At 36.2% G+C, this 26,684-nt stretch carries 20 protein-coding genes; 9 read left to right on the plus strand and 11 right to left on the minus strand.

The annotated features are described in order from the left end of the window. Window positions 1-33 precede the first annotated feature (33 nt). Window positions 34-891, minus strand: coding sequence for a YicC family protein (locus SCA31_RS09985; protein ID WP_410696827.1), 858 nt, complete (start codon window positions 889-891; stop codon window positions 34-36). A 94-nt stretch (window positions 892-985) separates the two neighbouring features. Here SCA31_RS09985 and miaA point away from each other — a divergent pair, with 94 nt between their 5' ends. Next, complete coding sequence (gene miaA / locus SCA31_RS09990; RefSeq protein WP_410696828.1) at window positions 986-1,900, plus strand: tRNA (adenosine(37)-N6)-dimethylallyltransferase MiaA; 915 nt, start codon at window positions 986-988, stop codon at window positions 1,898-1,900. 190 nt (window positions 1,901-2,090) lie between these two features. On the opposite strand, the gene SCA31_RS09995 is transcribed toward miaA, so the two are convergent. From SCA31_RS09995 to SCA31_RS10010, 4 genes are all read right to left on the minus strand, one after another. Beyond that, entirely contained in the window at window positions 2,091-3,503 is a 1,413-nt protein-coding gene (locus SCA31_RS09995; protein WP_410696829.1) for an efflux transporter outer membrane subunit, read from the minus strand. 172 nt (window positions 3,504-3,675) lie between these two features. Next, window positions 3,676-6,858: an efflux RND transporter permease subunit gene (locus tag SCA31_RS10000; protein WP_410696831.1), complete on the minus strand. Its 3,183-nt coding sequence runs from the start codon at window positions 6,856-6,858 to the stop codon at window positions 3,676-3,678. 140 nt (window positions 6,859-6,998) lie between these two features. Further along, window positions 6,999-8,159 (minus strand): efflux RND transporter periplasmic adaptor subunit, encoded by a 1,161-nt coding sequence (locus SCA31_RS10005; RefSeq protein ID WP_410696832.1) that lies wholly within the window; start codon window positions 8,157-8,159, stop codon window positions 6,999-7,001. Between the two features lie 371 nt (window positions 8,160-8,530). Beyond that, window positions 8,531-9,127, minus strand: coding sequence for a TetR/AcrR family transcriptional regulator (locus tag SCA31_RS10010; RefSeq protein WP_106914714.1), 597 nt, complete (start codon window positions 9,125-9,127; stop codon window positions 8,531-8,533). A gap of 156 nt (window positions 9,128-9,283) precedes the next feature. Between SCA31_RS10010 and SCA31_RS10015 the strand changes: the two genes are divergently transcribed. Beyond that, the gene (locus SCA31_RS10015; protein WP_410696834.1) at window positions 9,284-9,838 is read left to right on the plus strand and encodes a thioredoxin family protein; all 555 of its coding nucleotides are present in this window, start codon (window positions 9,284-9,286) and stop codon (window positions 9,836-9,838) included. 277 nt (window positions 9,839-10,115) lie between these two features. Here SCA31_RS10015 and SCA31_RS10020 read toward each other — a convergent pair whose 3' ends face one another. Further along, window positions 10,116-10,979, minus strand: coding sequence for an AraC family transcriptional regulator (locus SCA31_RS10020; protein WP_410696835.1), 864 nt, complete (start codon window positions 10,977-10,979; stop codon window positions 10,116-10,118). Between the two features lie 123 nt (window positions 10,980-11,102). On the opposite strand from SCA31_RS10020, the gene SCA31_RS10025 reads away from it, so the two are divergent. Genes SCA31_RS10025 through SCA31_RS10035 form a run of 3 tightly spaced genes read left to right on the plus strand, consistent with a single transcriptional unit; the run spans window position 11,103 to window position 16,281 of the window. After that, the gene (locus tag SCA31_RS10025) at window positions 11,103-12,332 is read left to right on the plus strand and encodes an MFS transporter (RefSeq protein ID WP_410696836.1); all 1,230 of its coding nucleotides are present in this window, start codon (window positions 11,103-11,105) and stop codon (window positions 12,330-12,332) included. Between the two features lie 2 nt (window positions 12,333-12,334). Next, complete coding sequence (locus SCA31_RS10030; protein ID WP_410696837.1) at window positions 12,335-13,816, plus strand: trehalase family glycosidase; 1,482 nt, start codon at window positions 12,335-12,337, stop codon at window positions 13,814-13,816. 23 nt (window positions 13,817-13,839) lie between these two features. Continuing rightward, window positions 13,840-16,281, plus strand: coding sequence for a TonB-dependent receptor (locus SCA31_RS10035; protein WP_410696838.1), 2,442 nt, complete (start codon window positions 13,840-13,842; stop codon window positions 16,279-16,281). A gap of 152 nt (window positions 16,282-16,433) precedes the next feature. Here the strand turns inward: SCA31_RS10035 and SCA31_RS10040 are convergent, their stop codons facing one another. Beyond that, complete coding sequence (locus SCA31_RS10040; RefSeq protein WP_410696839.1) at window positions 16,434-17,072, minus strand: MBL fold metallo-hydrolase; 639 nt, start codon at window positions 17,070-17,072, stop codon at window positions 16,434-16,436. 71 nt (window positions 17,073-17,143) lie between these two features. Here SCA31_RS10040 and SCA31_RS10045 point away from each other — a divergent pair, with 71 nt between their 5' ends. Together SCA31_RS10045 and SCA31_RS10050 are read left to right on the plus strand one after the other, a co-directional pair. Beyond that, window positions 17,144-18,358 carry a DUF5103 domain-containing protein gene (locus SCA31_RS10045; RefSeq protein WP_410696840.1) on the plus strand — a complete coding sequence of 405 codons (1,215 nt, stop codon included), beginning with the start codon at window positions 17,144-17,146 and terminating at the stop codon, window positions 18,356-18,358. 336 nt (window positions 18,359-18,694) lie between these two features. Continuing rightward, on the plus strand, window positions 18,695-20,650 hold the full coding sequence (locus tag SCA31_RS10050; RefSeq protein ID WP_410696841.1) for a M4 family metallopeptidase: 1,956 nt from the start codon (window positions 18,695-18,697) through the stop codon (window positions 20,648-20,650). A gap of 71 nt (window positions 20,651-20,721) precedes the next feature. Here the strand turns inward: SCA31_RS10050 and hemH are convergent, their stop codons facing one another. The 3 genes from hemH to SCA31_RS10065 are packed head-to-tail and all read right to left on the minus strand — an operon-like array spanning window position 20,722 to window position 23,188. Then, window positions 20,722-21,756, minus strand: coding sequence for a ferrochelatase (hemH, locus tag SCA31_RS10055; RefSeq protein WP_410696843.1), 1,035 nt, complete (start codon window positions 21,754-21,756; stop codon window positions 20,722-20,724). 15 nt (window positions 21,757-21,771) lie between these two features. Beyond that, on the minus strand, window positions 21,772-22,299 hold the full coding sequence (locus tag SCA31_RS10060; protein ID WP_410696844.1) for an NADPH-dependent FMN reductase: 528 nt from the start codon (window positions 22,297-22,299) through the stop codon (window positions 21,772-21,774). Between the two features lie 10 nt (window positions 22,300-22,309). Continuing rightward, window positions 22,310-23,188: a NifU family protein gene (locus tag SCA31_RS10065; protein WP_410696845.1), complete on the minus strand. Its 879-nt coding sequence runs from the start codon at window positions 23,186-23,188 to the stop codon at window positions 22,310-22,312. 167 nt (window positions 23,189-23,355) lie between these two features. Between SCA31_RS10065 and SCA31_RS10070 the strand changes: the two genes are divergently transcribed. Then, window positions 23,356-23,892 (plus strand): gamma carbonic anhydrase family protein, encoded by a 537-nt coding sequence (locus SCA31_RS10070; RefSeq protein WP_106914726.1) that lies wholly within the window; start codon window positions 23,356-23,358, stop codon window positions 23,890-23,892. Window positions 23,893-24,016: 124 nt separating this feature from the next. On the opposite strand, the gene SCA31_RS10075 is transcribed toward SCA31_RS10070, so the two are convergent. Continuing rightward, complete coding sequence (locus SCA31_RS10075; RefSeq protein ID WP_410696846.1) at window positions 24,017-24,469, minus strand: hypothetical protein; 453 nt, start codon at window positions 24,467-24,469, stop codon at window positions 24,017-24,019. A gap of 82 nt (window positions 24,470-24,551) precedes the next feature. Between SCA31_RS10075 and SCA31_RS10080 the strand changes: the two genes are divergently transcribed. Then, window positions 24,552-26,678 carry a helix-turn-helix domain-containing protein gene (locus tag SCA31_RS10080; RefSeq protein WP_410696848.1) on the plus strand — a complete coding sequence of 709 codons (2,127 nt, stop codon included), beginning with the start codon at window positions 24,552-24,554 and terminating at the stop codon, window positions 26,676-26,678. The last annotated feature ends 6 nt before the right edge of the window (window positions 26,679-26,684 follow it).

The raw sequence follows: 26,684 nt of genomic DNA on the forward strand, positions 1-26,684 counted from the left end.
GGGAGTTTATCCTTGCTGTCAACAATCAACTATTTATAATACGTTTAACGTTTGTTCTTTAATTTTTTCCAAATCATCTTTCATCATCACTACCAACTTCTGGATTTCAGCATGGTTGGCTTTGGAACCTAATGTATTGATCTCTCTTCCGATTTCCTGAGAAATAAAGCCCAGTTTTTTACCGTTGAAAGATTCATTGTCCATTACTTCCTTATAGTATTTCAAATGCTGGGTAAGTCTTACCTTTTCTTCTGAAATGTCCAATTTTTCTGTGAAGTAAGCCATTTCCTGATAAAAACGAGTTTCATCCACATTTTCGAATTCCTTCAGAGACTTTTGATAACGTTCTTTTACACTCACGATTCTTTCTTCTTCAAAAGGAATCACTTCACCCAGATATTTATCAATATTTTGAATATTTCTGTTCAGTTCTTCGTGTAAAATACTCCCCTCAGTTTTTCTGAATTCTTCAAATCTATCAACAGCAGCATTAACGATTTTTGCTAACGACTCCCATTCACCTTCTGTAAGTTCATCAGGTCTTGATGTAATGGCATCAGGAAGTCTAACTGCCATTTTTAGATATTCGAAATCAGGTCCGTCTGATGCAATGTTTTTAAGTTCATTGACATAAGATTCAATTAAACTCTTATTAATCTTCACATCATTGGACTCTTCAAGGTTTTCCAGGTTGACGTAGCAGTCTACTTTTCCACGGATAATTCTATCATTAAGAATTTTTCTGATTTCAAATTCTTTTTCTTTATAGCGTAAAGGAATTTTGATATTTAAATCAAAGCTCTTGCTGTTCAATGATTTAATATCTATTGTTATTTTTTTTCCTTCAAAAACACCTTCGGCTCTACCGAAGCCAGTCATTGATAAAATCATAGTTTTTTATTGTTCTACAAAGATAAACATTTAAATTAGCACTGTGAAATCTGTAAAGATTTCATCTGACCCATAAAATAATGAACGTGAACTGATGAAAAATCTAATTTCTGTAGTAGGTCCCACCGGAATAGGTAAAACGAAACTGGCAATTGATCTGGCAAAACATTTCAATACTGAGATTGTTTCCTGTGATTCCCGGCAGTTCTTTAAGGAAATGAAAATAGGAACCGCATCTCCTTCTGAAGAGGAATTGGCAGAAGCAACTCATCATTTTATTGGAAATCTTTCAGTAGAAGATTACTATTCTATTGGGCAATACGAAGAAGATGCCCTACAAAAGCTTAATGAACTTTTTAAAAATTATAACACCGTAATTCTTGTCGGCGGAAGTATGATGTATGAAAAAGCCATCATTGAGGGATTGAATGATCTGCCGGAAGCTGATGCTGAAAATCAGGAAAAACTTCAGAAACTTTTGGAGCAGGAGGGAATTGAAAAACTTCAGAAAATTGTAAAGGATCTGGATCCCGAATATGCTGAGGTGGTAGATATTCACAATCACCGAAGACTTCTGCGCGCCATTGACGTGATCTGGCAAACCAACAAAAAATATTCTGAACAGATAGCGGTTTCTCAAGACTCTAGAGATTTTAATGTTATTAGGATTGGAATTGAAGCGCCCAGAGAAGAATTGTACGACAGGATCAATCGCAGGGTTGATATTATGATGGAGAAAGGTCTTTTGGATGAGGTTAAGGGGTTGGAAAAATTTAAAGGTCTGACTGCTTTGAACACGGTTGGGTACTCAGAACTATTCAAGTATTTTGATGGGGAATGGGATCTTGATTTTGCGGTTTCAGAAATTAAAAAGAACAGCCGCAGATATGCCAAACGTCAATTGACCTGGTATAGAAGAGCGGATGATATTCATTATTTGCAACTGGGATATTCTCAACAAGACTTTGAAAATTTGATTTTGTGGATTGATGATCAATTTCAGAAATAATTGTTTATTTTTTGTTGGCCATCGCAAAGATGCAATTTTTTACCTCCGATAAAATGGCTGCTGTTAAATTGTTCTAAAAGTCTTTACTTTTCTACCCATTCAACACAAAATATTTTTAATAGGTTGGGTGCTAATTGTAAAAAATGCGGTCCTGTAAAGAACCGCACCTCAAACAATATAATTAAATTTACTACTTCCAACCGCCACCCAGCGCTCTGTATAGATCTACAATGCTGCTTAATCTTTGTCTCTTAATGGAAGCAAGATTCAACTCGGCCTGAAGAGAATTTCCTTGTGCGGTAATTACCTCCAGATAATTGGCTGAACCTCCTCTGTAAAGAAGCTGTGCACTTTTAATTCCATCTTTCAATGTAGTAGACTGCTCTGTAGCTTTTTGTTCCTGAATTTTTAAATTTTCATTAGAAACCAGAGCATCAGAAACTTCACCAACAGCATTCAATACTGATTGACGGAAAGCCAAGACATTTTTCTCTCTTTGAATTTTAGCAACCGTTAAATCTGTTTTTAACTGTCTTTTCTGGAAAATAGGCTGAGTAATTCCTCCTAAAACAGATCCAAATAATGATGCCGGAATTTGAAACCAATTATCAATTTTGAATGAGTTAACCCCTCCATTTGCTGTGATTTTTAATGCAGGATACATATTGGCCTGCGCAATTCCTACCATGGCATTTGATTCTAATAAGACCAGTTCCTGCTGACGTACATCAGGTCTTCTGCTTACCATAGCCGCAGGAAGTCCTGCAGAAATATTTTGAGGAAGGGAAGTGTCAGACATTTCAATAGTTCTATTCACTTTATTAGGTGTTTCACCTACTAAAATACTTAAAGCATTTTCTTGAATGGCAATATTTTGTTCCAATTGAGAGATCAGAAGTTCTGTTGCCTGTTTCTGAGCTGCAGCCTGTTGTACTCCCAAAGAGGTTGTATCACCACTTTCCCACATTTTTTGTGTAATCATTAGGGTGTTACTGCTTAATTCGAGATTGGATTTTGCAATACCTAATTGTTTGTCAAGCATCAAAAGATTGTAGTATCCTTGTGCAATAGCTGCAATCACCTGCGTCTGGATAGCTTTTGAACCTTCGTAAGTTTGTAGATATTGCATTCTTGAAACTTCCTGCTGATTTTTAATCTTTCCCCAAATATCAGCCTCCCAAGATAAGTTGAATGCAGCGTTATAATCTTCAACATGGCTTTGTCCTAAAAATAAATTTAAGCTCTGCCCATTCATACTGTTTTTGGATGGTTTTGAAATCTGTGCAGCTACTCCGAAGCCAACGTCCGGATATTGCATATATTTTGCCTGCTTTAGTTTTTCCTGTGAAGAAGCAACCTGTTTTAAGGCAATTTGAAGATCATAATTATTTTTAATTCCCTTTTCAATCAATCCCTGCAAAATAGGATCATTGAAGAATTGTTTCCATTCCAGATTGGCAATGCTTGCTGTATCGGCAGTTGCTGTGTACTGGAACTTTTCCGGAAGCGGGAGATCCGGCTCCGTATATGCCAGTTTTGACACACACGAAACAGATCCTATAGCCAGCGCAAATGTTAGAATAATATTTTTTACTCTTTTCATAGTTTTTAAACTTTTAATTGAATACAAAACTTAGAGAGGTTTCTGTTGATGCAAAAATTGTCTTTAGTAGGAGAAAATATTTAGCTTTTCTAAACCAATTAAGAACAGATAAGAAAATAGGTAATCTTTTGTGCTCTTAAAATTTTCTCTAAGTTTTTGTAATTCATTTTTATTAGTGAGTAGCAGTTGAAAGTTCTTGCTCCATTTGTTTTTTCAGAAGTCTTTTCTTCTTTCTGCTCGGCATTTTTTCATGCAGATACTGGAAGACCACATACATTACCGGAATAATAAAAATTCCGAATACAACTCCTGTAAGCATTCCACCTACTGTACTATAACCGATGGAGTGATTCCCTTTTGCGGAAGCTCCTTGTGTCCATACCAATGGAAGCATCCCGACGATAAAGGCAAAAGAAGTCATCAAAATTGGTCTTAGACGTAATCTTGAAGCCTGAAGAGCAGACTCAATTAATGATCTTCCTGCTTTTCTTCTCTGGACGGCAAATTCTACAATCAGGATGGCATTTTTTGCCAATAATCCGACCAGCATGATCAATCCAACCTGTACATAGATGTTATTATCAATCCCTGCCAGTCCTGTGAAGGCAAATACCCCAAAGATTCCCGTTGGAATAGTTAAGATAATGGCAAACGGAAGAATGTAGCTTTCGTACTGTGCAGCCAATAGGAAGTAAACAAAAAGAATACTTAAAAGGAAGATGAATGTAGTTTGTCCACCGGTTTTAATTTCTTCACGGGTAATCCCTGTCCACTCATAGCCATAGCCTCTCGGAAGTGATTGTTTGGCTACTTCTTCTACTGCTTTGATGGCATCTCCGGTACTGTACCCAGGTTTTGGAGTACCATTGATGGTTACCGCGTTGAATAAGTTATTTCTGGTTACGGTTTCAGGGCCAAAGGTTCTTTTTAAGGTAACCAAGGTTTTAGCAGGAACCATTTCTCCTGATTTATTTTTCACATAGATTCCTTCCAAAGAATTGATATCTGTACGATAAGGAATATCTGCCTGTGCCATTACTCTGTAATACTTACCAAATCTGTTGAAATCTGAAACAAAGCTACTTCCGTAATAAATCTGCATGGTTTGCATTAGTTCTGTAACAGAAACTCCTAACTGATTGGCTTTATCTGTATCTACATCAATGGTGTATTGTGGATTTCCGGCTGCATAAGTGGTAAATGCAAACGCAATTTCAGGACGCTTCATCAATTCTCCAATGAATTGTTGCGTTGTAGTTCCCAATTGTTCAAAAGAACCGTTGGTTTTATCCTGAAGCATAAATTCAAAACCGGAAACGTTACCAAATCCCTGAATTGTTGGGAAGTTGAAGAAGAATGCATTGGCATCCTTTACCTGGCTTACTTTACCTGTCAACGTAGCTGCAATCTGATCAGGATCTTTCATGTCACCACGTTTATCATAATCTTTAAGCTTGATGAAACCTGCAGAATAAGGCGAAGCATTAGCATTACTGATGAAGTTCATCCCGTCTGCTACCCAAAGGTGATTGGTTGCTTTTTCTCCGTTAATGATTTTATCAATTTGTGCAGTTGCATTATGTGTTCTTTCCAGTGAGCTTCCCGGAGGAGTATTGACCGCATATAATACGAATCCCTGGTCTTCTGTCGGAATAAATCCAGAAGGAGCTTTTTTAATCATAAATATACTGACTGCAGTAATCACAATAAGACCTCCGATGGCAACCCATTTATTTTTAATTAAAAATTTAAGGCTGTAAATATATTTTCTGGTCATGTTATTGAAGCTCGCATTAAATGCGTTGAAGAATCTTGCTCCAAAACCTTTTTTATGACCATGCTCACCATGTTCTCCCTGCGGATCATTAAGGAAAAGCGCACATAAAGCAGGACTCAATGTCAATGCATTCACTGCTGAAATCAAAATAGCAATGGCCAGTGTAAAGGCAAACTGTCTGTAGAAAACCCCTGCAGGACCTTGCATAAAGCCTACAGGAATAAATACCGCACACATTACCAATGTAATGGAAATAATAGCTCCGGAAATTTCACTCATAGAATTTATGGTGGCTTGTTCCACAGGCATTCCTGTTTGTTCCATTTTAGAATGGACGGCTTCCACCACTACAATGGCATCATCCACTACAATACCAATGGCCAATACCAATGCAAACAGCGTAAGCATATTAATACTGAAACCAAATAATTGCAGGAAGAAGAATGTACCAATAATGGCTACCGGAACTGCAATGGCAGGAATTAAAGTAGATCTGAAATCCTGAAGGAAAATAAATACTACAATAAATACCAATATAAATGCAATCACCAATGTTTCTACTACCTGATGGATAGAGGCATCAAGGAAATCCTTGGAATTATACATGATAATGGGTTTCACTCCTTTTGGAAGAGAAGTTTCCATTACTTTTACTTGCTTTTCAATTTCAGTAAGGATCTCATTGGCGTTTGAACCTGCAGTTTGAAGAATGGCAAATCCGGCAACAGGTTTTCCGTCTACTCTGTTGGTGGCAGTATAGGTGTAAGAACCAAATTCTACTCTTGCAACATCTTTTAATCTAAGGAATGATCCGTCACTATTTGCTTTAATGGCAATACTTTCGTAATCTTCGCCTTTGTTCAGTTTTCCTTTATATTTAAGGATATATTCGTAAGTTTCTTTACTCCCTTGTCCAAGACGTCCTGGAGCGGCCTCAAGGTTGTGGTCTTTAATGGCATTCAAAACTTCCTGTGGAGAAAGATTGTTGGCAGCCAGTCTATCTGGTTTTAGCCAGATTCTCATGGAATAATCTCTAGTTCCGAAAACCTGCGCCTGTGCAACCCCCGGAATACGCTGAATCTGTGGAATTACGTTGATCTTAAGGTAATTCTGTAAGAAAAGTTCATCATATTGTTTCGGGTCCTCACTGGATAACCCCATGAACATAATCATACTATTCTGAACTTTCTGCGTAGAAATTCCCGCTTGTACTACTTCCTGAGGAAGCTGACTCATTGCCTTGGATACACGGTTTTGTACGTTTACAGCTGCGTTATCAGGATCAGATCCCTGCTTGAAGAAAACGCTCAATGTCATGGTACCGTCATTACTCGAGTTAGAGGTCATGTAGGTCATATTTTCAACCCCGTTCACTGCTTCCTCAATGGGTGTTGCTACAGAACGAGCCACTACCTCAGCATTTGCTCCCGGATAAAAAGCCGTTACCTGAACACTCGGCGGAGCAATGTCCGGAAAGAGGGCAATAGGTAAATTAAAGAGAGACAAGGCTCCCAATAATAAGAGTATTATGGAGATGACCGTTGAAAGGACCGGTCTTTCTATAAATTGTTTTAACATAAGAAGTTTATTTTTTAATGTTGTTTAAACTTTTTTAAACACTTACTATTCTTAATCAATATAATAGTCATTATTTCAGGTAATTAAGTGTTAAAAAGAATGGCGTTTAAACTGCTCTTAAATAATCATATTGATATCTATTACAAAGGCTTTGCTCTTAATAAACTATCAGAAGAGATTGCTTTCGCTTTAATGGAGGCTCCATCTTTCAGACTACCAATTCCCGTATATACAATTTTGTCTCCCGGCGAAAGTCCTTCAGAAATAAAGTAATAGCTATCTGTTTTTCCTGAGATCTTGATGGGTTTTCCAGTCACTTTCTGATCTTTACCCATTACATAGACATAGGTTTTATCCTGAATTTCAAAAGTAGATTCCTGAGGAATAATTACTGCATTTGAAATAAGCTGCGGCATACGTATTCTTCCTGTATTACCGGTTCTCAAAGTTCCGTTTGCATTAGGGAAAACTGCACGTACACTGATGGATCCTGTAGTTTTGTCAAACTGTCCGTCTACAATACTTAATTTTCCCTTTTCAGGATAAGTACTATTGTCAGCGATTACCAGTTCTACCATCGGCATATTTTTCAGCTTCTCATCCAAAGTAGCCCCCGGGTACTTATTTTGAAAAGCAATAAAATCAAGTTCACTTAGAGAGAAGTATGCATAGATTTCACTGATGTCTGACAATAAAGTCAATGGATTAGGATCTGTTCTGGAGATTAAACTTCCTTTTTTATAGGGAATTCTTCCAATATACCCACTTACAGGTGCTGTAATGGTTGTAAATCCTACATTAATCTTTGCGCTTCCTACTGATGCTCTTGCCTGTGAGGCAGCGGCAACGGCAGCTTCATAATTGGCTTTTGCCGTTTTAAGCTGTACATCAGATACTACTTTGGCAGTTACCAGTGGCTGAAGTCTGTCAACCTCTACTTTTGCTTTCTGTATATTGGCATTAGCTGCCTGAAGATTAGCTTGTGCCATATTCATCTGCTCGCCATAGCTTCTTGAATCTATCTTAAATAAAGGCTGTCCGGCTCTTACATAAGCCCCTTCCTCTACATAAATTCTATCAAGATATCCATCTACCTGCGATCTTATTTCCACATTATTTTTTCCTTCCAAAGCGGTTGGTAATTCTTGATAAATGGTAGCAGGAGAGCTGATAACGGTATAAACCGGAAGTTCTGGAGCTGGAGGTGCGGCATTGGATCCTTCCGCAGCCTTGGTGCAGCTCTGTAAAAGAATTATAATTGATATAAGTACAATAAACCTTGTTTTTCCAGGTATTTTCATTGTGGGTTTAATTTTTTTAATAAAGTGTTAGATTTAAGTAATGTTTCTTTTTAATAAATGCTGTTTTTTTTCCTAACAGTGTTAATAATTTGTTCAAAAAAAATTACAGAATTTTTAATGTCCGATCAGATCGATAATTTCCATAATTGAAATTGTTTTTTAAATGTTTAAGTATATGAAGATGTGAGGTGTAATGTGTGTTATTTTTGCTAACAGTGTTAATTTTAAAAGAAAAAATCGTTACTTTTAACAAATGAATGGGTTAAGATTCTACATAAATGATTTTGTTTTTTTATTAGGTTTAAATGAATTGTGTATATTAATTCAGTGTTAAATTTCCTAACGGTGTTAATTTTTAGTTCAAAAAAATATTATAAAGACTTAATAAAAGACGAAACAGTTTCATCCAAAGCCGATTTATTCATTGTAGAAGGAATATCTGCCGTACGCATCATCATAATGGAAATCATTCCGTGTACCGCCGAGAACAGCGCATGAGACATATGACATGCATTATCAGGATTTGATCCATTTTTTTTGATAATGCTCGCAGTACACTCATAAATCAGCTCCTGGAATGATGAGAATTCTTTCTTCATCTGTCCTTTTCCGCAGCATTGCATTCCCAAACCAAACATAAGCTGGTAATATTCCTTATTCTTAAAAGCAAAGCTCCAATACGCATCCACAATGGCAACAAGTTGCTCTTCCGGAGTGTTGTGTTTCTGCTGTGCTTTTAGTAATTCTATATGTAACTTGTGAAAGCCATCTAATGAAATTTCAAATAAAATAGCTTCTTTATTTTCAAAATAATCATACACCACCGGTGCGCTGTATTCAATAGCGTCTGCTATTTTACGCATAGAAAGTGATGCCCAGCCTTCAGTTTTGGCCAAAGTGAATGCAGCCTGCAAGATATTTGCACGAATGGATTCTTTTTCTCTTTGACGACGTTCATGTAGACCCATGATATTTGTTTACTAACAGTGTTAGCAAAACTACAAACTTTTAAGGTTATCTTCCAAGGGTTATTTTAATTTTAACATTTAACGAAAGTTTATAAATTCCTGAATAGTCTATTAATAAAAGAAATTTTTATCTTTGTGAACTAAAGAAAAAAGGATATGAATACTCCCTCAAATATGTTGGCATTAGGTACAAAGGCTCCGTTTTTTGAGCTTCCAAACCCGTCAAAAACGAATGAACTTCAGTCTTTAGAAGAACTGAAAGGAGAAAAAGGAACATTGGTGATCTTCATGTGCAACCACTGTCCGTTTGTTCTTCACGTGATCGATAAGATCAATGAATTATACGAAGACTATAATGAAAAAGGAATTGAATTCATCGCGATTAATGCTAATGATATTGAAAAATATCCTGCAGATTCTCCTGAGAAAATGATCGAGTTTCAAATCGATAGAAATTTTGATTTCCCTTATTTATTCGACGAGAGTCAGGCAGTAGCAAAAGCATATGATGCAGCGTGTACACCAGATTTTTATTTCTTTGATGATAAACTGGACCTTGTTTACAGAGGTCAGATGGATGATTCAAGACCTGGAAATAATAAGGATGTAACCGGAGAAGATTTAATTATTGCCTTTGAAAATCTTTTAATTGGGGAACCACAGGAAGAAATTCAAAGACCAAGTATGGGATGTAATATTAAATGGAAATAACTTTCTGATTACTAATTCTTACTAGTATAATACTGAGCTGTTCTTTTTAAAGAACAGCTTTTTTATTCCCTACAGATCGCTCTGATTTTACTGATTATTATTCTCGCAGATTTAGGAGGTTATGCAGATTTGTTACTGTGGGAATTTTATACGTAAACATCTGCGAAATTCGCGTAAAATTTAAAATAAAGTCATTTGGATTTCTATAGAATTCCAAATAGAACGTTGAGTTTATCCATCCACTTTTATACCATATAAAAGAAGTAACGTGGTCTCATTACACATTCACCTTATTATGAGAATAATCCTTGATAAACTCAGAAGGTGTTTTCGCAGTATATTTTTTAAACATTCTATTGAAGTAAGTCACATTGTTAAAACCACAGCTATAGCTGCATTCTGAAATGGATTTATCTTGTACCATCAGCAGACATGCTTTATTAATCCGATAGCGGTTCACAAATTCGGTAAAGGTAATCTGGGTTGCTTTTTTAAAGAAATTACAAAAGGCAGGTAAGGTGAGATTGGCGAGCCTGGCCATTTCTTCAATATTGATTTCTTTATCATAATGGTGTTCTACATAGGTGAAAATATTTTCAAGGCGGGTTTTATTCTTTGAAATAATGGTGTAGGGCATAATTTCCTTATTCAAAAGATCATAATCCTTACACTTAGACAGTTCAAAAAGTATTTCCAGCAGCAGCAGATATCTTTTATACCCTTCAGATTCAAGCATAAGCTTTAGCTTCGGAAGCATTGCTTTTTTTACCTTATGATGAAAATGAATACCATATTTAGAAAGTTCAAGCAAGTTTTTGATAGATAAGGCTTCAACTTCTTGTTGAGGAAACTGAAGAATCTCTTCCTTGAATTGCAGTACAATTTCCTCATGCGGATCAATAGAGTTTAACCCAAATCCTGAATGTGGAATATTGGTGCCTATCAGTACAAGATCTCCGTTCGTATAATTGCTTTTATGATAGCCCACATGGCGGGTTCCACTCCCGGAAATTACACAGACAAGCTCAATTTCGGGATGATAATGATATTCCCATTTGAATTCCGAAATAGGGGAGTTATTATGAATCGTGCGGAAAGAGCTTTTCTCATTGGGAATTACCCTTTCAAAAGTAACTTTCATTTAATTAATCATATTTAATCACTAAAAATACTAATTATATTAATATTGTTCAAATATTGATTTATTGTGTTAAATTATCGTTAACACAAATGCTTCTATCTTAGCCGACAAGAAATGATCTGGATGAAAAATTTCAATATAAAGGCGGTTTTGTTTTTGAACTATTTTGTTTTCGCAATTCTTTTGAATTCTGTGGGAACGGTTATTTTGCAGGTGCAGCAGAACTTTGGAATTTCAAAATCATCTGCCAGCATATTGGAGGGATTTAAAGATCTTCCCATTGCAATCTGCTCATTCATTCTGGCTTCATTTCTTCCCAAAATTGGAATCAAAAAATCCATGCTTATTGCTTTGTTTTTAGTAAGCTGTATGTGTTTTGTGATGCCGTTTACGAATAGTTTTTGGGTATTTAAATTACTATTTGCCATTGTAGGAGTTTCCTTTGCCCTGATTAAAATATCTGTTTTTACTTCCATAGGGTTGGTTACAGAAACAGATAAGGAGCATTCAAGCTTCATGGGATTCTTAGAGGGATTTTTCATGATTGGAGTGTTGGCGGGAAATGTTTTATTCAGTTTATATATTGATGATCATAATCCAAAATCTACGCACTGGCTGAATGTGTATTGGGTATTGGGAGTTCTTTCAACACTATCATTTCTGTTTTTATTCTTTTCAAAACTAAATGAAAGGGAGGCGAAAAGTGAGAAAACTGATTTATTGGGTGATGTAAAAAACAGTATCAGCCTGTTCAGTTATAAAAAAGTATTGTTCTTTTTACTGTGTGCATTCCTTTTTGTATTGGTAGAGCAGAGTTTCCAGACATGGACACCCACATTCTATAAAGAGATCCTAAAGGTTCCAACCTCAATGAGTATTCAGGCAGGAGCTGTACTGGCAGGAGCCTTTGCTTTGGGAAGATTTTTATCAGGCTTCTTTTCCAAGAAATTCAACTGGATTTATGTGGTTTCATTCTGTGTAATAGGTTTTGCTATAAGCCTGCTTTTGGTTTTACCGTTGACGCACGATATTCATATTGATACCCATACAAATTGGCTAAACGCTCCACTGGTAGTGTATTTGTTTCCCTTAATGGGAGGTTTGCTGGCACCCATTTATCCGAGTATTAACTCTGTTATTCTGGCTTCCATTCCTAAGTATTTACACAGTGCAATGTCCGGTTTGATTGTAGTGTTCTCTGCTATTGGAGGAACCATAGGCTCAATCATTACAGGCTTTGTATTTCAGGAGTTCAGTGGGCAGCAGGCATTTTATCTATCCCTTATTCCACTTTCATTGTTGATCACGTCAGCAATTTTCATGAATAAATTAAAAATTAATCCTAAAAAATAATAATGAGTAATCAACTTTACATCAACGAAATTCAGGTCCTTTTTAATGCGGTACAGAAGTCGAAGATCTTTGAAGATCAAAAAATGATGACCGATGCAGTTCCGTTATTTCCGATTGCTGAAATCAACGCAAAATATCAGCAGGAGAAAGATTCTGATGGTTTTGACCTAAGAAATTTTGTGATGACCCATTTTGATTTTTTAGGAGCAAGAGTTTCTGTTCGGAAAGAAGATCATCTTCCCATTGGGCAGCATATCGAAAAGCTTTGGGATGAACTGACGCGTACAGCTTATGAAGAAAAAGGTACGCTTTTAAAGTTACCCAAACCTTATATTGTTCCGGGTGGACGTTTCAATGAGTTTTTCTATTGGGACAGTTATTTTATTATGCTTGGATTACAGGTTTCCGGCAGGGTAGAAATGATGAAAAATATTGTGGAAAATTGTTCTTATCTTATTCAAAATGTTGGATTTGTACCCAATGCAAGCAGAACTCATTTTTTAAGCCGTTCACAACCACCATACTTTTCGCTGATGCTGGAGCTTCTTGTTGAAACCACCAATGAGGAAACCATATACACTCAGTACCACGATACTTTAGAGAAAGAATATGCTTTCTGGATGGATGGAAAAGATGAGGTGGAAAATGGTTCAGGCCTTAAACGAGTGGTAAAAACCATTGAGGACGATATTTTGAACAGATACTATGATGCTGAAAATGAGCCACGTCCCGAAAGTTATTTAATTGATATTGAGGATCATGAAAATGCTTCAGGAGAAGAGTTTTACAGAAACATAAGAAGCGCCTGCGAATCTGGCTGGGATTTTTCCAGCAGATGGTTTGCAGACGGCGAACATATACGGACAATCGAAACGCTGAACCTTGCAGAGGTAGATTTAAATAGCCTTTTATGGCATTTGGAAACAACCCTGGCAAAATCATCAGCGCTTCAGAATCTGAGAGATCAAGAAAATTATTTTACTGAAAGAGCAGCAAGCCGAAGACAGATGATCAATAACTATTTCTGGGATGAAAAGACTAAGATTTACAGAGATTATCATATTATAAAAAACACAAACACACCGTCTGAACATATTGCTGCTCTTTACCCTTTATTCCTTGGGATTGCCAATAAGGAACAGGCTGAAGCTATGGCTAAGGCTGTCTCTGAGAAGTTTTTATATCAGGGAGGGCTTGTGACTACTACCAAAAAATCTGGACAGCAATGGGATTTACCGAATGCCTGGGCGCCGTATCAGTGGATTGGCTTTAAGGCAATGAAAAACTATGGCTTTGATGAATTGGCAGAGAACATTAAAAATAACTGGTGTTCTAATGTGGAAAGAGTCTATAAAAACACAGGGAAATTGATGGAAAAATACAATGCATTAGATACAGAAACAATAGCAGGAGGCGGGGAATACCCCAATCAGGATGGATTCGGTTGGACCAATGGAGTGTATTTAAAACTACAACAAAACTGAAACTAACAATAAAAAATATGGCTATGAAAAAAAAATCAATCTTTTTAATCGCCGCAACAGCTACATTATATTTTAATAACGCTTATGCTCAGGAAACTCCGCAAGATTCTGCAAAGGTTTCCTCTATCGATCAGATTGTCATTACGGGTAACTCCAATCCTAAGAAAAAAATAGAATCCAGTACTGCTATTTCAACCTTCAGTGCCAAGGAAATTCAAAAGCAAAATCCAATCAGTGCAGCTGCCTTGTTACAGAGAGTTCCGGGATTTGCCGTGGAAACATCGGGAGGTGAAGTTGGGAATAATCTTTTTGCAAGAGGAATTCCATCTGCAGGAGCCTATGAGTTTGTGCAGGTGCAGGAAGATGGTCTTCCTGTTTTTGAGGATGGAGCCCTTCAGTTTGCCAATGCAGATAATTTTTTCCGTGTAGATAATACAGTGAGTCGTATGGAAGCTTTGAGAGGAGGTTCCGGATCCATTTTTGCCACCAATTCACCTGGAGGTCTTATCAATTTTATTACCAGAGAAGGTACCAATGACTTCAGGGGTACTGCAAAACTGGAAACAAGTACCTATGGTTTGATGCGTACTGATATTAATGTGGGAGGAGCTTTGGTGAAAGATAAATTATTTTTCAATGTTGGAGGTTTTTACAGAACAGATGACGGAATAAGAAAAACAGGTTTCAAAGCCAATAATGGTGGACAAATCAGAATGAACCTGAAATATGTATTTGATAAAGGATATGTAAAAGTATATTACAAAAAACTGGATGACAGAAATACATTCTTCCTTCCGATTCCACTAACTCAAAACGGAAATAAACTGAAAGGATTCCAAGGGTTTGATCCTAACTATGGAACCTATAGCTACAGAGCAATCAGTCAGCTGAATATTCCACAGGCCGGAGGTGGATTTTTCAATAGAAATCTGGAAGACGGAATTCATCCGAAAGTAGATGTATTAGGTGCTGAGTTTAAATATGATCTTGGAAATAATTTCAGCGTTTTAAATAAAACCCGTTATACAAATATTGATATGAACTATACGGGGATTTTTCCAGCGGGAGGGCCAAAAACAGGAGCAGATTTTGCTACAAAACCTTTAGATAAAGGAGGAATGGGAATGGCTAATTATCAGTATTCATTGGTGAGTACCGGAGCGGTTGTTGATCCTGCGTTTGTACAAAAACTTGGATTCTGGGCGATTGACAAGCAGATGAATAACTTTGTAAATGATCTACAGTTCAATTATAAATTTGACAAAGGAAATGTTACAGCAGGTTTTTATAAATCCAACTGGAAATCTCAACAGTATTGGAACTGGAGTAATGTTCTTGCGACTGCTACGGATAGACCAGAGCTTTTAAATCTGATAAATCCTTCTATTCATCCTTCAGATGATGGGTATTCTAAAACCTATAATGGGGTGATAGATATGACATTCTTACAAAGAAGAACTCAGACACAGGGAAGTTTGAATGACCTGTATGTAAACCTGGATTATAACATTACCGATGCTTTAAGTGTGAATGGAGGTCTTCGTTACAGCCATGATTATTATAAAGGGAATTTTGCCAATACAACAACTTCTAATTTAAATAGCTCAGGGCTCACAACAGATGGAGTTCACGGTTTCAGAACGACAACTGCTGATGATAATATGAGTGTATTGGGAAATAAATATACATACTGGAATTATAATATTGATAAAGTATCTTTCACGGTAGCTGCAAATTATAAAATCAACAGAGAAAATGCGGTATATGCCCGTTTTTCTAATGGCTTCAGATCTCCGAATGAAGAAGCTTACTATAATTATTTTTCCAATCCGACGCGTGATAAGCCTTTAAAGTCTGTAACGACCAATCAGTTGGAAGTAGGATATAAATATTATTCGCGTACATTTGATATAGCAGTCATTCCTTTCTATTCTACATTGAAAAACCTGTCGTTTACTGACATTTTCTCTGATGGAAAATCTGAAAATACCTTCGCTAATACTGAAAACTATGGAGTTGAATTTGAAGGGTATACCCGTTTATTCAATAATATTTTGGAAGTTACATTTAATGGGACCATTCAGAGTCCAAAATATAAAAATCTCGAAGCGGGAAGTCTTCTTGAAGGAAATGTGGTAAGAAGAATGCCGAAGTTTTATTTTAATATTTCACCGGCTGTTAACATTACAAAATCATGGAGAGCCTATGTAAGTATGAATTATTATGGAAAACGTTTCCAGGATGAATTGAATGTACAAACCTTACCTTCTTTCACAGAATTTGGAGCAGGAATGTCCTATCAGCTGGGAAAAATACGTTTCGCAGTAGATGGTACCAATATCTTTAACACAATTGGTATTACAGAAGGAGACCCGAGAGCAGGGTCGCCAAATGGTGATGGAATCATCATGGCAAGACCCATCATGGGGGCGGCTGCCAGAGCTTCCATTACTTTAGATTTCTAAACTCTATTTCTTTATAATACGAAACCGTCAGGAAAATACATTCTGACGGTTTCTATTTGTTGTTTGCATATCTCAAAAAAATGAAATAGGCTTTATCTGCAAAGTCAGCGAAAGGAAAACATCATATTCTCCCAACCTTTAAATTTTGTTTGCTATTTTAAAAACGGATTATATTGTTTCTCAAAACCTATTGAGGTAGGATTTCCATGGCCCGAGAAGACCTGTGTTTCAGGATCTAAAATGAAAAGTTTCGTCCTGATTCCTTCAATTAATTGTTCATAGTTTCCTTTGTAAAGATCCGTTCTACCAATACTTCCTTCAAAAAGTACATCACCGGAAATCATGAATTTCTGGTTTTCGTTGTGATAAACAACACTTCCCGGAGAATGTCCAGGAACATGATAAATCTTAAACTTTTCACCATCAAGATCCAATTCGTCATCTTCTTTAACATAATTAACATCCACTTTTACAGGATCTACAGAGAAACCGAATCTCACTCCGCTGGCTTGAAGCATATCCAGAACCTCCTGATCTTCCTGATGCATATATACAGGCACTTTAAAAGTATCAAATGCCCACTGAAGCCCTAAAACATGATCAATATGAGCATGGGTCAAAAGAATTTTCTGAATGTTCAGCCCCTTTTCTTTGATAAAGCCATCAATAGCCTGAGTTTCCTGAACATTCATGTTTCCCGGATCAATTAACCAGGCGTTCTTGTTTTCGTTATAGATGATATATGTATTTTCGCTGGCAAAGTTGAATACGAAACCTTGAATCTGAAGCATAATCTGAATTTTTTTTATTCAAAAATACGATATTATTAAGAAAATGGCTATTTTTCGTTATCTTCGTCATAATGAAAACTTTGCGAATACTTTTACTCTCCCTGGGGGGACTGGTTTACGGACAAAATATCCAAAGTATCCAGTTATTCAACCCTCAGACAAATGATGAAACTCCGGTAATAAAGTTCGGTGAACAACTGGTTTTGAGCTTTGATGACCTTACCAATGGAAGCGAAATCTATAGATATACCATTAAACATTACGACAGAAATTGGAATGATGACAATCTTTTCTTTACAGAGTTTGCCAATGGAAGCATGAATGCACTTCTGGATAAATTTCAGTATTCTTTCAATACATTACAAGCCTATACTCATTATAAGTTAACGTTTCCGAATGATAAGATACAACCAAAAGTATCGGGAAATTTTGAGCTGATTGTATATAAGGATTCAGCAGATAAGCCTCTTTTCAAAAGAAGATTTTATCTGGTGGAAGACATTGCGTCTGTAGGAGTAAATGTTTCAAGGATTGCAGATGCAAAGAATCCTAATCTGAACCAGAGGGTAGAAGTAAAGGCTTCACCAAAAGGAGGAGATCTTTCTTCCAATGTTAATTCCATATCCTTAAATGTGATGCAGAATAACAATCCGAATATGGTTATTTCTAATCAGAAACCAAGTACGGTTTTAGGAAATCAAATGCTTTTCCAGCAAATGAACCTTACCTTTCCGGGAGACAATGAGTTCTATTATTTTGATAATAAAAACATGACTATTGCTGCAGATATGGTTCGTGCAGTGGAGGTAAAGGAGGATGGTAATTATACCTATTTGCACCCTGTATGGGCATTTCCTTTAAACTATCAGTATCAGCCCGATGTAAATGGAGCCTGGTATTACAGAAGAAATGATTTGGGAAGAGAAAGAGATGCAGAAAGGGAGGCTGATTACTCATGGGTATACTTTTATCTTGAATCTGAACCAGTGGATAAGGAAATTTATGTTCTTGGTGGATTCAATAATTTTCAGGCTGGTAAAGAAAACCAGATGCAATATGATGCAGCAGGTAAACAATATGTGGCTAAGATTTTCATGAAACAAGGTTTTTATAATTATATTTTAGCAACGAAACAAGGTAATGGGCCATTGGACTTTGGTGAAGTAAACGGTAATTTCTGGCAGACGGAAAATCTCTATCAGGCATTTTTATATTATGCTCCTTTTGGAAGAAATTACGATGGTTTGATAGGATATGGAGAATTCAGAACTCCAATTAGAAAATAATTTTTTTAAATTAAACTAACTCTATAAAATATTTTTGGCTGTCTCACTTGAGATAGCCATTATTTTTTTTACATAATAATTGATTGGTAGAATTATTTCCAATTTAATGTTTTGCATAACGAAAAAAAATAATTCACAAAAAGATGATTTTTATTAAATTAATTAATTAAAAATATAAATAATAATAAAATTATGTTTAATTATTTCTCTTCTTTTTAAAATCATCATTGTGTTTTGTTTAATGATTTATATTTTCTATTGAATTTTGATTAAATTATATATCATTTTGTTGTGAAAAATTTATAAATTCGTTTTCACATCAAACCAAATATTATTATGAAAACAAAATTTATCCTAGCAGCAAGTATTGCGGCTTGCTCTTTTGCTTATGGACAAAACACACCATCAAAAGTAGTTCCTGGTAAAAGCGGACTACATGCAGAGTTTATGAGATTTGAAAAAAATGGGCCAACCTTTCAAGGAAGTCCGGTTTTATTTAATGAAACTTCTCAACGACTTTCTTCCGGAGAATCCCGTAAGATTGGATTAGAAAAAGATGGTTTGGGTTTTGAAACCCACAGATTTCAACAGACAGTCAACGGAATTCCTGTAGAATACGGAACGATGGCTGTACAAACTAAGGATGGCAAAATTGTAGGAGAGTCCGGAAAATGGATTCTTGATGTTCCACAGGGAATAGAGAAGAAATCCAATATTTCTGAAAGTACTGCATTGCAAAGTGCACTATCATTTGTGGGAGCAGATAAATACAAATGGCAAAATAAAGAAGAAGAAGATTTTATTAAAAAAGAATCTGGTGATGATAAGGCAAGTTTTGCTCCTAAAGCTGAAATTGTATATTATTCAGAGCCTACAGATGAAAGCTTAAAAGAGCTTAAACTAGCCTATAAGTTTGATATTTATGCAGAACAACCATTAAGCAGACAATATGTTTTTGTAGATGCCAAGAATGGTAAGGTCTTAGGAGTAGATGCCATTATTCATGATGTAAATACGCCTGGAACAGCTACTACAGGCTACAGTGGAAGCAGAAGTATTGTTGCTGATTCTTATAATGGAAGTTACAGACTGAGAGAAACCGGTAGAAACGGAGGGACCTCTGTAGAGACCTATAATTTGAAAAAGGGAACTAGCTATTCCGCTGCAGTAGATTTTACAGATACAGACAATGTTTGGAACAATGTGAATACCAATAAAGATCAATATGCTACCGATGCCCATTGGGGAGCAGAAATGACATTGGATTATTTCTATACAAAATTTGGCAGAAAGAGTATTGATAACAACAACTTTGCTATAAAATCATATGTGCATTATTCAACCAATTATTTTAATGCTTTTTGGGACGGATCCAGAATGACTTACGGTGACGGAAGTTCTTCTACCAATGGAGGTAAGCCTTTAACAGCTCTGGATGTTTGCGGTCATGAAATTACCCATGGAATGACCTCCAAAACAGCTAACCTTGTTTATCAGAGAGAGCCAGGAGCTTTGAATGAAGGTTTTTCAGATATTTTCGGAAATACAATAGAGAAATGGGCAAGACCAAGCCAGGCAAGCTGGACATTGGGAGAAGACTTTAGTTATGTGATCAGAAATATGGCGAATCCTAATGCTTACAGTCAACCGGATACCTATATGGGAACCTACTGGAAACCGACTACTACGTCGGGATGTGCCAGCCCTAGCCAATCCAATGATTATTGTGGAGTTCATACCAACTCAGGAGTTCTTAATTTCTGGTACTACTTATTGGTAACAGGAGGTACAGGAACCAATGATAAAGGTTTTGCCTACAATGTTTCCGGAATCGGGTTAGATAAAGCAGGAGCAATTGCTTACAGAACTTTAACTACTTATCTTACTTCCACCTCTACTTATGCTAATGCAAGAACTTATTCTCTTCAGTCAGCGACAGATCTATATGGAGCCGGTAGTAATGAAGTAACACAGGTTACCAATGCATGGAATGCAGTAGGTGTTGGCGGTGGTACTTCTCCGTCAGGATTGGTGGCAACGGCAGCCAAAGAATCACCTTATACCATTAGCCCAAATCCGGCAACAGACAGATTTACGGTTGCATTTGACGGAAAAGCTGGTAAGGGAACCGTAGAATTGGTAAGCTTAACAGGGAAAAAAGAGATCTCTGAAAAAGTGATCCTTACTGATGGAGCTAATAAAATCAATATTCAACTTCCAACCAATATGCTTCCTGGGGTTTACATTGTAACAGTGAACGGACAGACTGCAGGAAATCTAATCAAAAAATAAATTTTAATATATTCCAAAGAAAAGGCCGCAGAAATATTCTGCGGCCTTTTTGTATATATTGGTTGAATGAATTATACCAAATAAAAATCATTCAGTTTTTCTTCGCAAAGTGTCTTTACTACTTCTATCCATCGGTCTTCATCATTTAAGCAGGGAATATATTGGAAGGTTTCTCCACCGCCATGCATGAACTGTTCTTTTCCTTCCACAGAAATTTCCTCCAGGGTCTCAAGACAATCTGAAACGAAAGCAGGACAAACAATAGCCAGATTTTTCACTCCTTTTTTAGGAATGGTTTCCAGAGTTTCATCTGTATAAGGTTCAATCCATTTATCTTTTCCTAATCTTGACTGGAAAGAAACAATGGTTTTCTCTTTTGGAAGTCCCATTTTGGCGATCACAGCTTCCGTGGTTTTATAACATTGATGTCTGTAGCAATAGGCATTGTGAGTATCTACCTGGCTGTTGATACAATTGGCATCATCAATTTTGCAGGTGTTAGAAAGATCTGTTTTGTAAAGATGTCTTTCAGGAACTCCATGGTAAGAAAACTGAAGGGCGTCAAAGTTTTCAGGAAGCTTTTCCTTAATACTTTCTGCAAGACAATTAATATAAATATCCCTATTGTAAAAAGGCTGAATATAATTGATTTTCACCTTTGGGAATTTTTTCTTTCTTACTTCCTCTGCTTTTTCGATAACAGTTTCTGTGGTACTCATTGCATATTGAGGATACAAAGGAAAAAGAACAATTTCAGAAATACCCTGATCCACCAGTTTTTGAATTCCGGTTTCGATGCTTGGTTCTGCATACCTCATTCCAATTTCCACGGGAACATCTACCAATTTCTGAAGTTTTTTCTGAATCTTTTCAGTAATAACGATCAATGGTGAACCCTCATCTGTCCATACCGTTTTATAGGCTTCAGCAGACTTGGCAGGTCTTGTTTTAAGGATCACACCCTGAACAAGAAGAGCACGAAAAATCCAACGGTAATCGATAACTCTTTCATCCATTAAAAATTCGTCAAGATATTCTTTTACATCGTTTACCTCAGTAGATCTCGGAGAGCCAAGATTGACCAGTAAAATTCCTTTTTTATTCAATGTTTTTAATTTTAATTATGAAACAGAATCGTTGAAATCTGTTACTAATTTTGATACCTTAGCAAAGGTATTACTTTCAACCTTGCCATCATTACTAAACTTACCTTTTATCCCCTTTATCAAAAGCTGATGTTTATCATTAGTTTTTGCTCCAAGAGTTTTTAAAAGCAATAATAATTCTTCATGACCTTTTTCACCACTCGCAGAACCTGTAATAAAAGCCACAGGTTTATCCGAGAAAACATTGGTGGAAACACACCATTCCAATAAGTTCTTTACTCTGCTCGGAATACTGAAAATATATTCCGGAGTAGAAAAGATAACTCCTGCCGAATGATTAATGCTTTCCCTGATCTTTACTACTTCCTCTGGTGTATCAACATCAGTTAATGATGTGTCAAAATGAGGAAGAATGGAAAGATCATCATACATCTGGAAATTAATATTGGGATTCTGTTCCAATACCTGTTCCATCAATTTCTGATTGCTGGAGCTGTGGGTAGCACTTCCAACAATTACCAGAATTTTCTTTGGAGAGATCATGAAGTACGTGTTATCCGTTTACAGCTTCCACTCTTTCTACAAGTTCCGGAACAAATTGTTTTAGGATGTTCTCAATACCGTTCTTCAAAGTAGCGGTAGAACTAGGACATCCTGAACATGCTCCCTGTAAAAGCATTTTTGCAGTCTTGGTGGATTCATCATATTCCATTAAAGAAATTTTTCCACCATCATTTTCCACAGCAGGTGCCACATATTCATTTAAGATATCAGAAATTTTCTGCTCATCATCCGTATAATCTCTGTTGATGATCTTCTCAACAGGATTTTCATGTTTCTGAGGTTCAATATTAGAAATTTCACCCCCATTTTGAAGATAATCAGAGATAAGAGCACGAACAGTACTCATTACTTCATGCCATTCCACAGAATGATTTTTAGTAACTGCCACAAAGTTGTCTGAAATAAAAACCTCTGTTGCAAAATCAAACTCATTGAAGATAGCTGCTGCCAAAGGAACTTCGGTTGCTGCTTCTCTTGATTTTACCTCTACAAATCCCTCCATAAGCAGTTTACTGGAAACAAACTTCATTACATTTGGATTAGGTGTCATTTCTGAATAGATCTGATACATTTCTTTTTTCTTCTGAAGATAAAGCCTAGGATTAGCCAATAATTCATCTTCAATTACATTTTTCAGGCTTTCAGCTACATGCTCCCATTCTATGGTGTCCTGCTTGGCCACTGCTACAAAATTAGCCGTAATGAAAATTCTTTCTACAAACGGATAATTGAAAAGCTCTTGTGCCAAAGGAATTTCTGAGACATCTGAAGTTCTATCTAATTCCAAAGACCCGGGAATCAAGTTGTAATCTGCTACAAATTTCATCACTTTTGGGTTTTCGGTTGGTTCTATAAGTACGGTACGCATTTTTTCGTTAAATTTGAGATACAAAAATACGCATTAGAAGTCAGAAGCTGAAAATTGAGAGTTAGATTTTTGCTATCGCTTTAATTTAGAAGTTAGATACTAAAAATTAGAAGGTAGTAAATCATAATTTTCAGACAGACTTATTTTCAAATTTTCAAATTAAAACTATGGCACTAATAAAAGAACTTTTAGGGAAAAGCCCACAGATCGGAGAGAACACTTTTTTAGCTGAAACGGCTACTATTATCGGAGATGTTACAATGGGAAAAGATTGTAGCGTTTGGTACAATGCTGTGATTCGAGGAGATGTTCATTATATTAAAATGGGAAATAAGGTGAATGTTCAGGATAATGCAATGCTGCACTGTACCTATCAGAAATATCCTTTGAATATAGGAAATAATGTTTCCATTGGACACAATGCAATTGTTCATGGATGTACTATCCATGATAATGTATTGATTGGAATGGGAGCTATTGTTATGGATGATTGTCTGGTTGAAGAAAATTCAATTGTAGGGGCCGGCTCAGTAGTAACACAGGGAACACACATTAAGTCTGGAGAAGTTTGGGGTGGTGTTCCTGCAAAAAAAATTAAGGATATCAATGCTCAGTTACTGGAGGGAGAAGTAAATAGAATTGCAGATAATTATGTAAAATATTCGTCTTGGTATAAAGAGAATGTAAAAGATTATGAATTGTAGAGTAGGGTTTAAGATTCAAAGTTTAGACGTTAAATCTTTGTCTTTTATCTTTCATAAATAAGTAAAAATTCCGGTCCTAGGACCGGAATTTTTGTTGATTTGATTATAGAACCTTTGCTTTTTTTTAATTATTTTCTGGAGTGATAAGCCTTACTTTTCCGTGGATGCACTTCAGAGAAATGGGAGGGGTAATCACCATACAGTCAGAGGTAATATTATATTTTTCATTAAAAATCCTTACTTTATCTGTATATTCATTGATCCTTGGTAGAATACTGGACTCTATTTTTTTGGAATAGGCAATGTATTGCTGAGGCCCGCCGCAGGCTTTTACTCCCATCGGAGCAAATGTCCATTCACTGGCATCTGTACATTTTTCTCCTGTAGCTTCAGATTCAATGGAGGCTTTTAACCTATCCAGTTGGGCCTGATCATATTTTTGACTGTCTTCATCAGCCGGTCGGTTTGCAATATCTACAGGAAGATTGGTATTAAGATTCTTAGACGAATTACAGGAAACCAGAGTTAGTGTAGTACAGAATACTACTGCCGGAATGTAGAGTAAAAATTTTTTCACAATAGACTTTTTTCTTTTTAAGAATTTTCAAAACTTATGCCAAGGTAAGAAATTCAAATTCATTTCCGTATTTTTGACAACGATGAACAATCATTTTTTTGACTTAATAGAGTATACCAATAGAAGTGTTTTCCTTACCGGGAAAGCGGGAACGGGGAAAACAACGTTTCTTAATGATTTTGTAAGACGAACCAAGAAGAAGCATATTGTAATTGCTCCTACAGGGATTGCTGCAATTAATGCAGGAGGGGTGACCATTCACTCCATGTTTGGATTGCCATTGAGAACCTTTTTGCCTACAACGGAAAGGATAGATACCAGTTTGGCTAATAATATTGCTGATCTGATGCCTCATTTCAAATACCGAAAGGATAAGCTTAAACTTTTAAGAGAAGTTGAGATTATTATCATAGATGAGGTTTCCATGCTGAGGGCTGATGTGCTGGATATGATGGATTTTTCCTTACGATTTATCAGAAGAAACAATCAACGATTTGGCGGGGTACAAATGTTATTCATCGGGGATTTGTTTCAGCTTCCGCCGGTGGTGAGAGATGAGCATATTCTGAAAATGTATTACAATTCGCCATTCTTTTTCGATAGCCATGCCATCAAGGATATCCCTATTGTTACTATCGAACTTACGAAAGTGTACAGGCAGTCTGATGAGGATTTTTTGGAGATTTTGAATGCCATTCGTGATGGTGATGTAGGCAGTATAGATTTTGATCATCTGAACAAAAGGTATGATCCTGATTTTGATATGGGGAAAGAATCCTATGTTTATCTGTGTTCACACAATAAAATGGCAGATGAGATCAATCAGGAAAAATTAACGGAAATAAAAGTTGATACTCAAACCTACGAAGCAAAATTGGTAGGAGACTTTAAGGAAAATCAGTTTCCCAATGAACAGTTTTTAGAATTAAAAATTGGTGCTCAGGTGATGTTCATCAGAAATGATATTTCCGGAGAAAAGAAATATTTCAATGGTAAATTGGGTGAAATTATCGGCCTTGATGAAAATGAAATCCGTGTAGTTCTGGATGAAAGTGAAAGAGAGATTACTGTAAAAAGAGAAACCTGGGAACAGAAAAAATATTTTCTTGATACGGATAAAACCATCAAAGAAGAAGTTTTGGGAAGCTTTGAACAGTTTCCTATTAAATTAGCCTGGGCAGTTACCATTCATAAAAGCCAAGGATTAACATTTGATAAAGTAATTATTGACGCTGGAAAAAGTTTTACCGCGGGTCAGGTTTACGTTGCCTTATCACGTTGCAGAACACTGGAAGGGATTGTTTTAAAATCAAAAATTACTCCTGAAGTGATCTTCAAGGATAATAGAATTTTGCATTTCCATACGGATACGGTGGCGAATGATCATGTAGAATCTATTTTGAATCAGGAAAAATATGATTACAGCATCAGAAAAGTACTTCGTACCGTGGATTGCCAATGGTTTTTAAAAGAAGTTGAGGATTGGAACAAACTTTCCATTGTGACTAAAAATATAGATCATGTAAAGACCAATCAATTGTATCTTCAATTGAAACATGAAGCAACTAATCTTGGGAAAATCTTTGAAAAGTTGGAACGGGTGATTTTTCAGAAAGTTAATAATTTCATTGAACAAAAAGAAGAATGGTCGGAGATTGAAAGTAAGTCGAAAGGAGCGGTTAATTTCTTTTTTACTGAAACCAGAAATAAAATCTTTGATCCATTGAAAGAGTTTTATGCTGAAATAAAGGGTGCAAAAGGCTTGAAACAGTACAACGAAGAATTTAAAGGCTGGCTTGAGGATATTGAAGAATACCTGAATAGTCTGAAAGAAATTCATCTTCTTGACACAAAGCTTTTGGATGAAAAGAACGATAAAGAAGTCAGTCTGAAAATAGCTAAAGTTCCGTCACAGGTTTTAACTTTCCAGTTATTTGAACAAGGTAAAACCATTGGAGAAATTGCTTTGGAAAGAGGATTGGTAAAAGAAACCGTAATCGGGCATCTTGCCAAGTTTGCAGAACAGGGATTACTGGACATTTCAAGAGTAATTGTTTCTGATAAAATCAAGGCTTTTGAAGCAGAATTTTACAAAAATCCACACGAAACCTTAACTGAGTGGAAGAATGCATTGCCAAGCAATTTTGAGTTTAATGAGATCAGAATTTTGATCAATCATTATAATTATAAAAAGGAAAAGAATTCGTAAAGAATT

This window comes from Chryseobacterium sp. SIMBA_028 (assembly GCF_046535285.1).
GTDB lineage: Bacteria > Bacteroidota > Bacteroidia > Flavobacteriales > Weeksellaceae > Chryseobacterium.

What these genes read in the sequence shown, in the direction of transcription:
- SCA31_RS10045 (WP_410696840.1), top strand. Translation starts at nt 17,144, where the DNA reads ATGAAAACTTTGCGAATACTTTTACTCTCCCTGGGGGGACTGGTTTAC.
- SCA31_RS10060 (WP_410696844.1), bottom strand. Translation starts at nt 22,299, where the DNA reads ATGATCTCTCCAAAGAAAATTCTGGTAATTGTTGGAAGTGCTACCCAC.
- SCA31_RS10010 (WP_106914714.1), bottom strand. Translation starts at nt 9,127, where the DNA reads ATGGGTCTACATGAACGTCGTCAAAGAGAAAAAGAATCCATTCGTGCA.
- SCA31_RS10000 (WP_410696831.1), bottom strand. Translation starts at nt 6,858, where the DNA reads ATGTTAAAACAATTTATAGAAAGACCGGTCCTTTCAACGGTCATCTCC.
- miaA (WP_410696828.1), top strand. Translation starts at nt 986, where the DNA reads ATGAAAAATCTAATTTCTGTAGTAGGTCCCACCGGAATAGGTAAAACG.
- SCA31_RS09995 (WP_410696829.1), bottom strand. Translation starts at nt 3,503, where the DNA reads ATGAAAAGAGTAAAAAATATTATTCTAACATTTGCGCTGGCTATAGGA.
- SCA31_RS10030 (WP_410696837.1), top strand. Translation starts at nt 12,335, where the DNA reads ATGAGTAATCAACTTTACATCAACGAAATTCAGGTCCTTTTTAATGCG.
- SCA31_RS10040 (WP_410696839.1), bottom strand. Translation starts at nt 17,072, where the DNA reads ATGCTTCAGATTCAAGGTTTCGTATTCAACTTTGCCAGCGAAAATACA.
- SCA31_RS10025 (WP_410696836.1), top strand. Translation starts at nt 11,103, where the DNA reads ATGAAAAATTTCAATATAAAGGCGGTTTTGTTTTTGAACTATTTTGTT.
- SCA31_RS10005 (WP_410696832.1), bottom strand. Translation starts at nt 8,159, where the DNA reads ATGAAAATACCTGGAAAAACAAGGTTTATTGTACTTATATCAATTATA.
- SCA31_RS10080 (WP_410696848.1), top strand. Translation starts at nt 24,552, where the DNA reads ATGAACAATCATTTTTTTGACTTAATAGAGTATACCAATAGAAGTGTT.
- SCA31_RS10070 (WP_106914726.1), top strand. Translation starts at nt 23,356, where the DNA reads ATGGCACTAATAAAAGAACTTTTAGGGAAAAGCCCACAGATCGGAGAG.
- SCA31_RS10035 (WP_410696838.1), top strand. Translation starts at nt 13,840, where the DNA reads ATGAAAAAAAAATCAATCTTTTTAATCGCCGCAACAGCTACATTATAT.
- SCA31_RS10020 (WP_410696835.1), bottom strand. Translation starts at nt 10,979, where the DNA reads ATGAAAGTTACTTTTGAAAGGGTAATTCCCAATGAGAAAAGCTCTTTC.
- SCA31_RS09985 (WP_410696827.1), bottom strand. Translation starts at nt 891, where the DNA reads ATGATTTTATCAATGACTGGCTTCGGTAGAGCCGAAGGTGTTTTTGAA.
- SCA31_RS10050 (WP_410696841.1), top strand. Translation starts at nt 18,695, where the DNA reads ATGAAAACAAAATTTATCCTAGCAGCAAGTATTGCGGCTTGCTCTTTT.
- SCA31_RS10015 (WP_410696834.1), top strand. Translation starts at nt 9,284, where the DNA reads ATGAATACTCCCTCAAATATGTTGGCATTAGGTACAAAGGCTCCGTTT.
- SCA31_RS10065 (WP_410696845.1), bottom strand. Translation starts at nt 23,188, where the DNA reads ATGCGTACCGTACTTATAGAACCAACCGAAAACCCAAAAGTGATGAAA.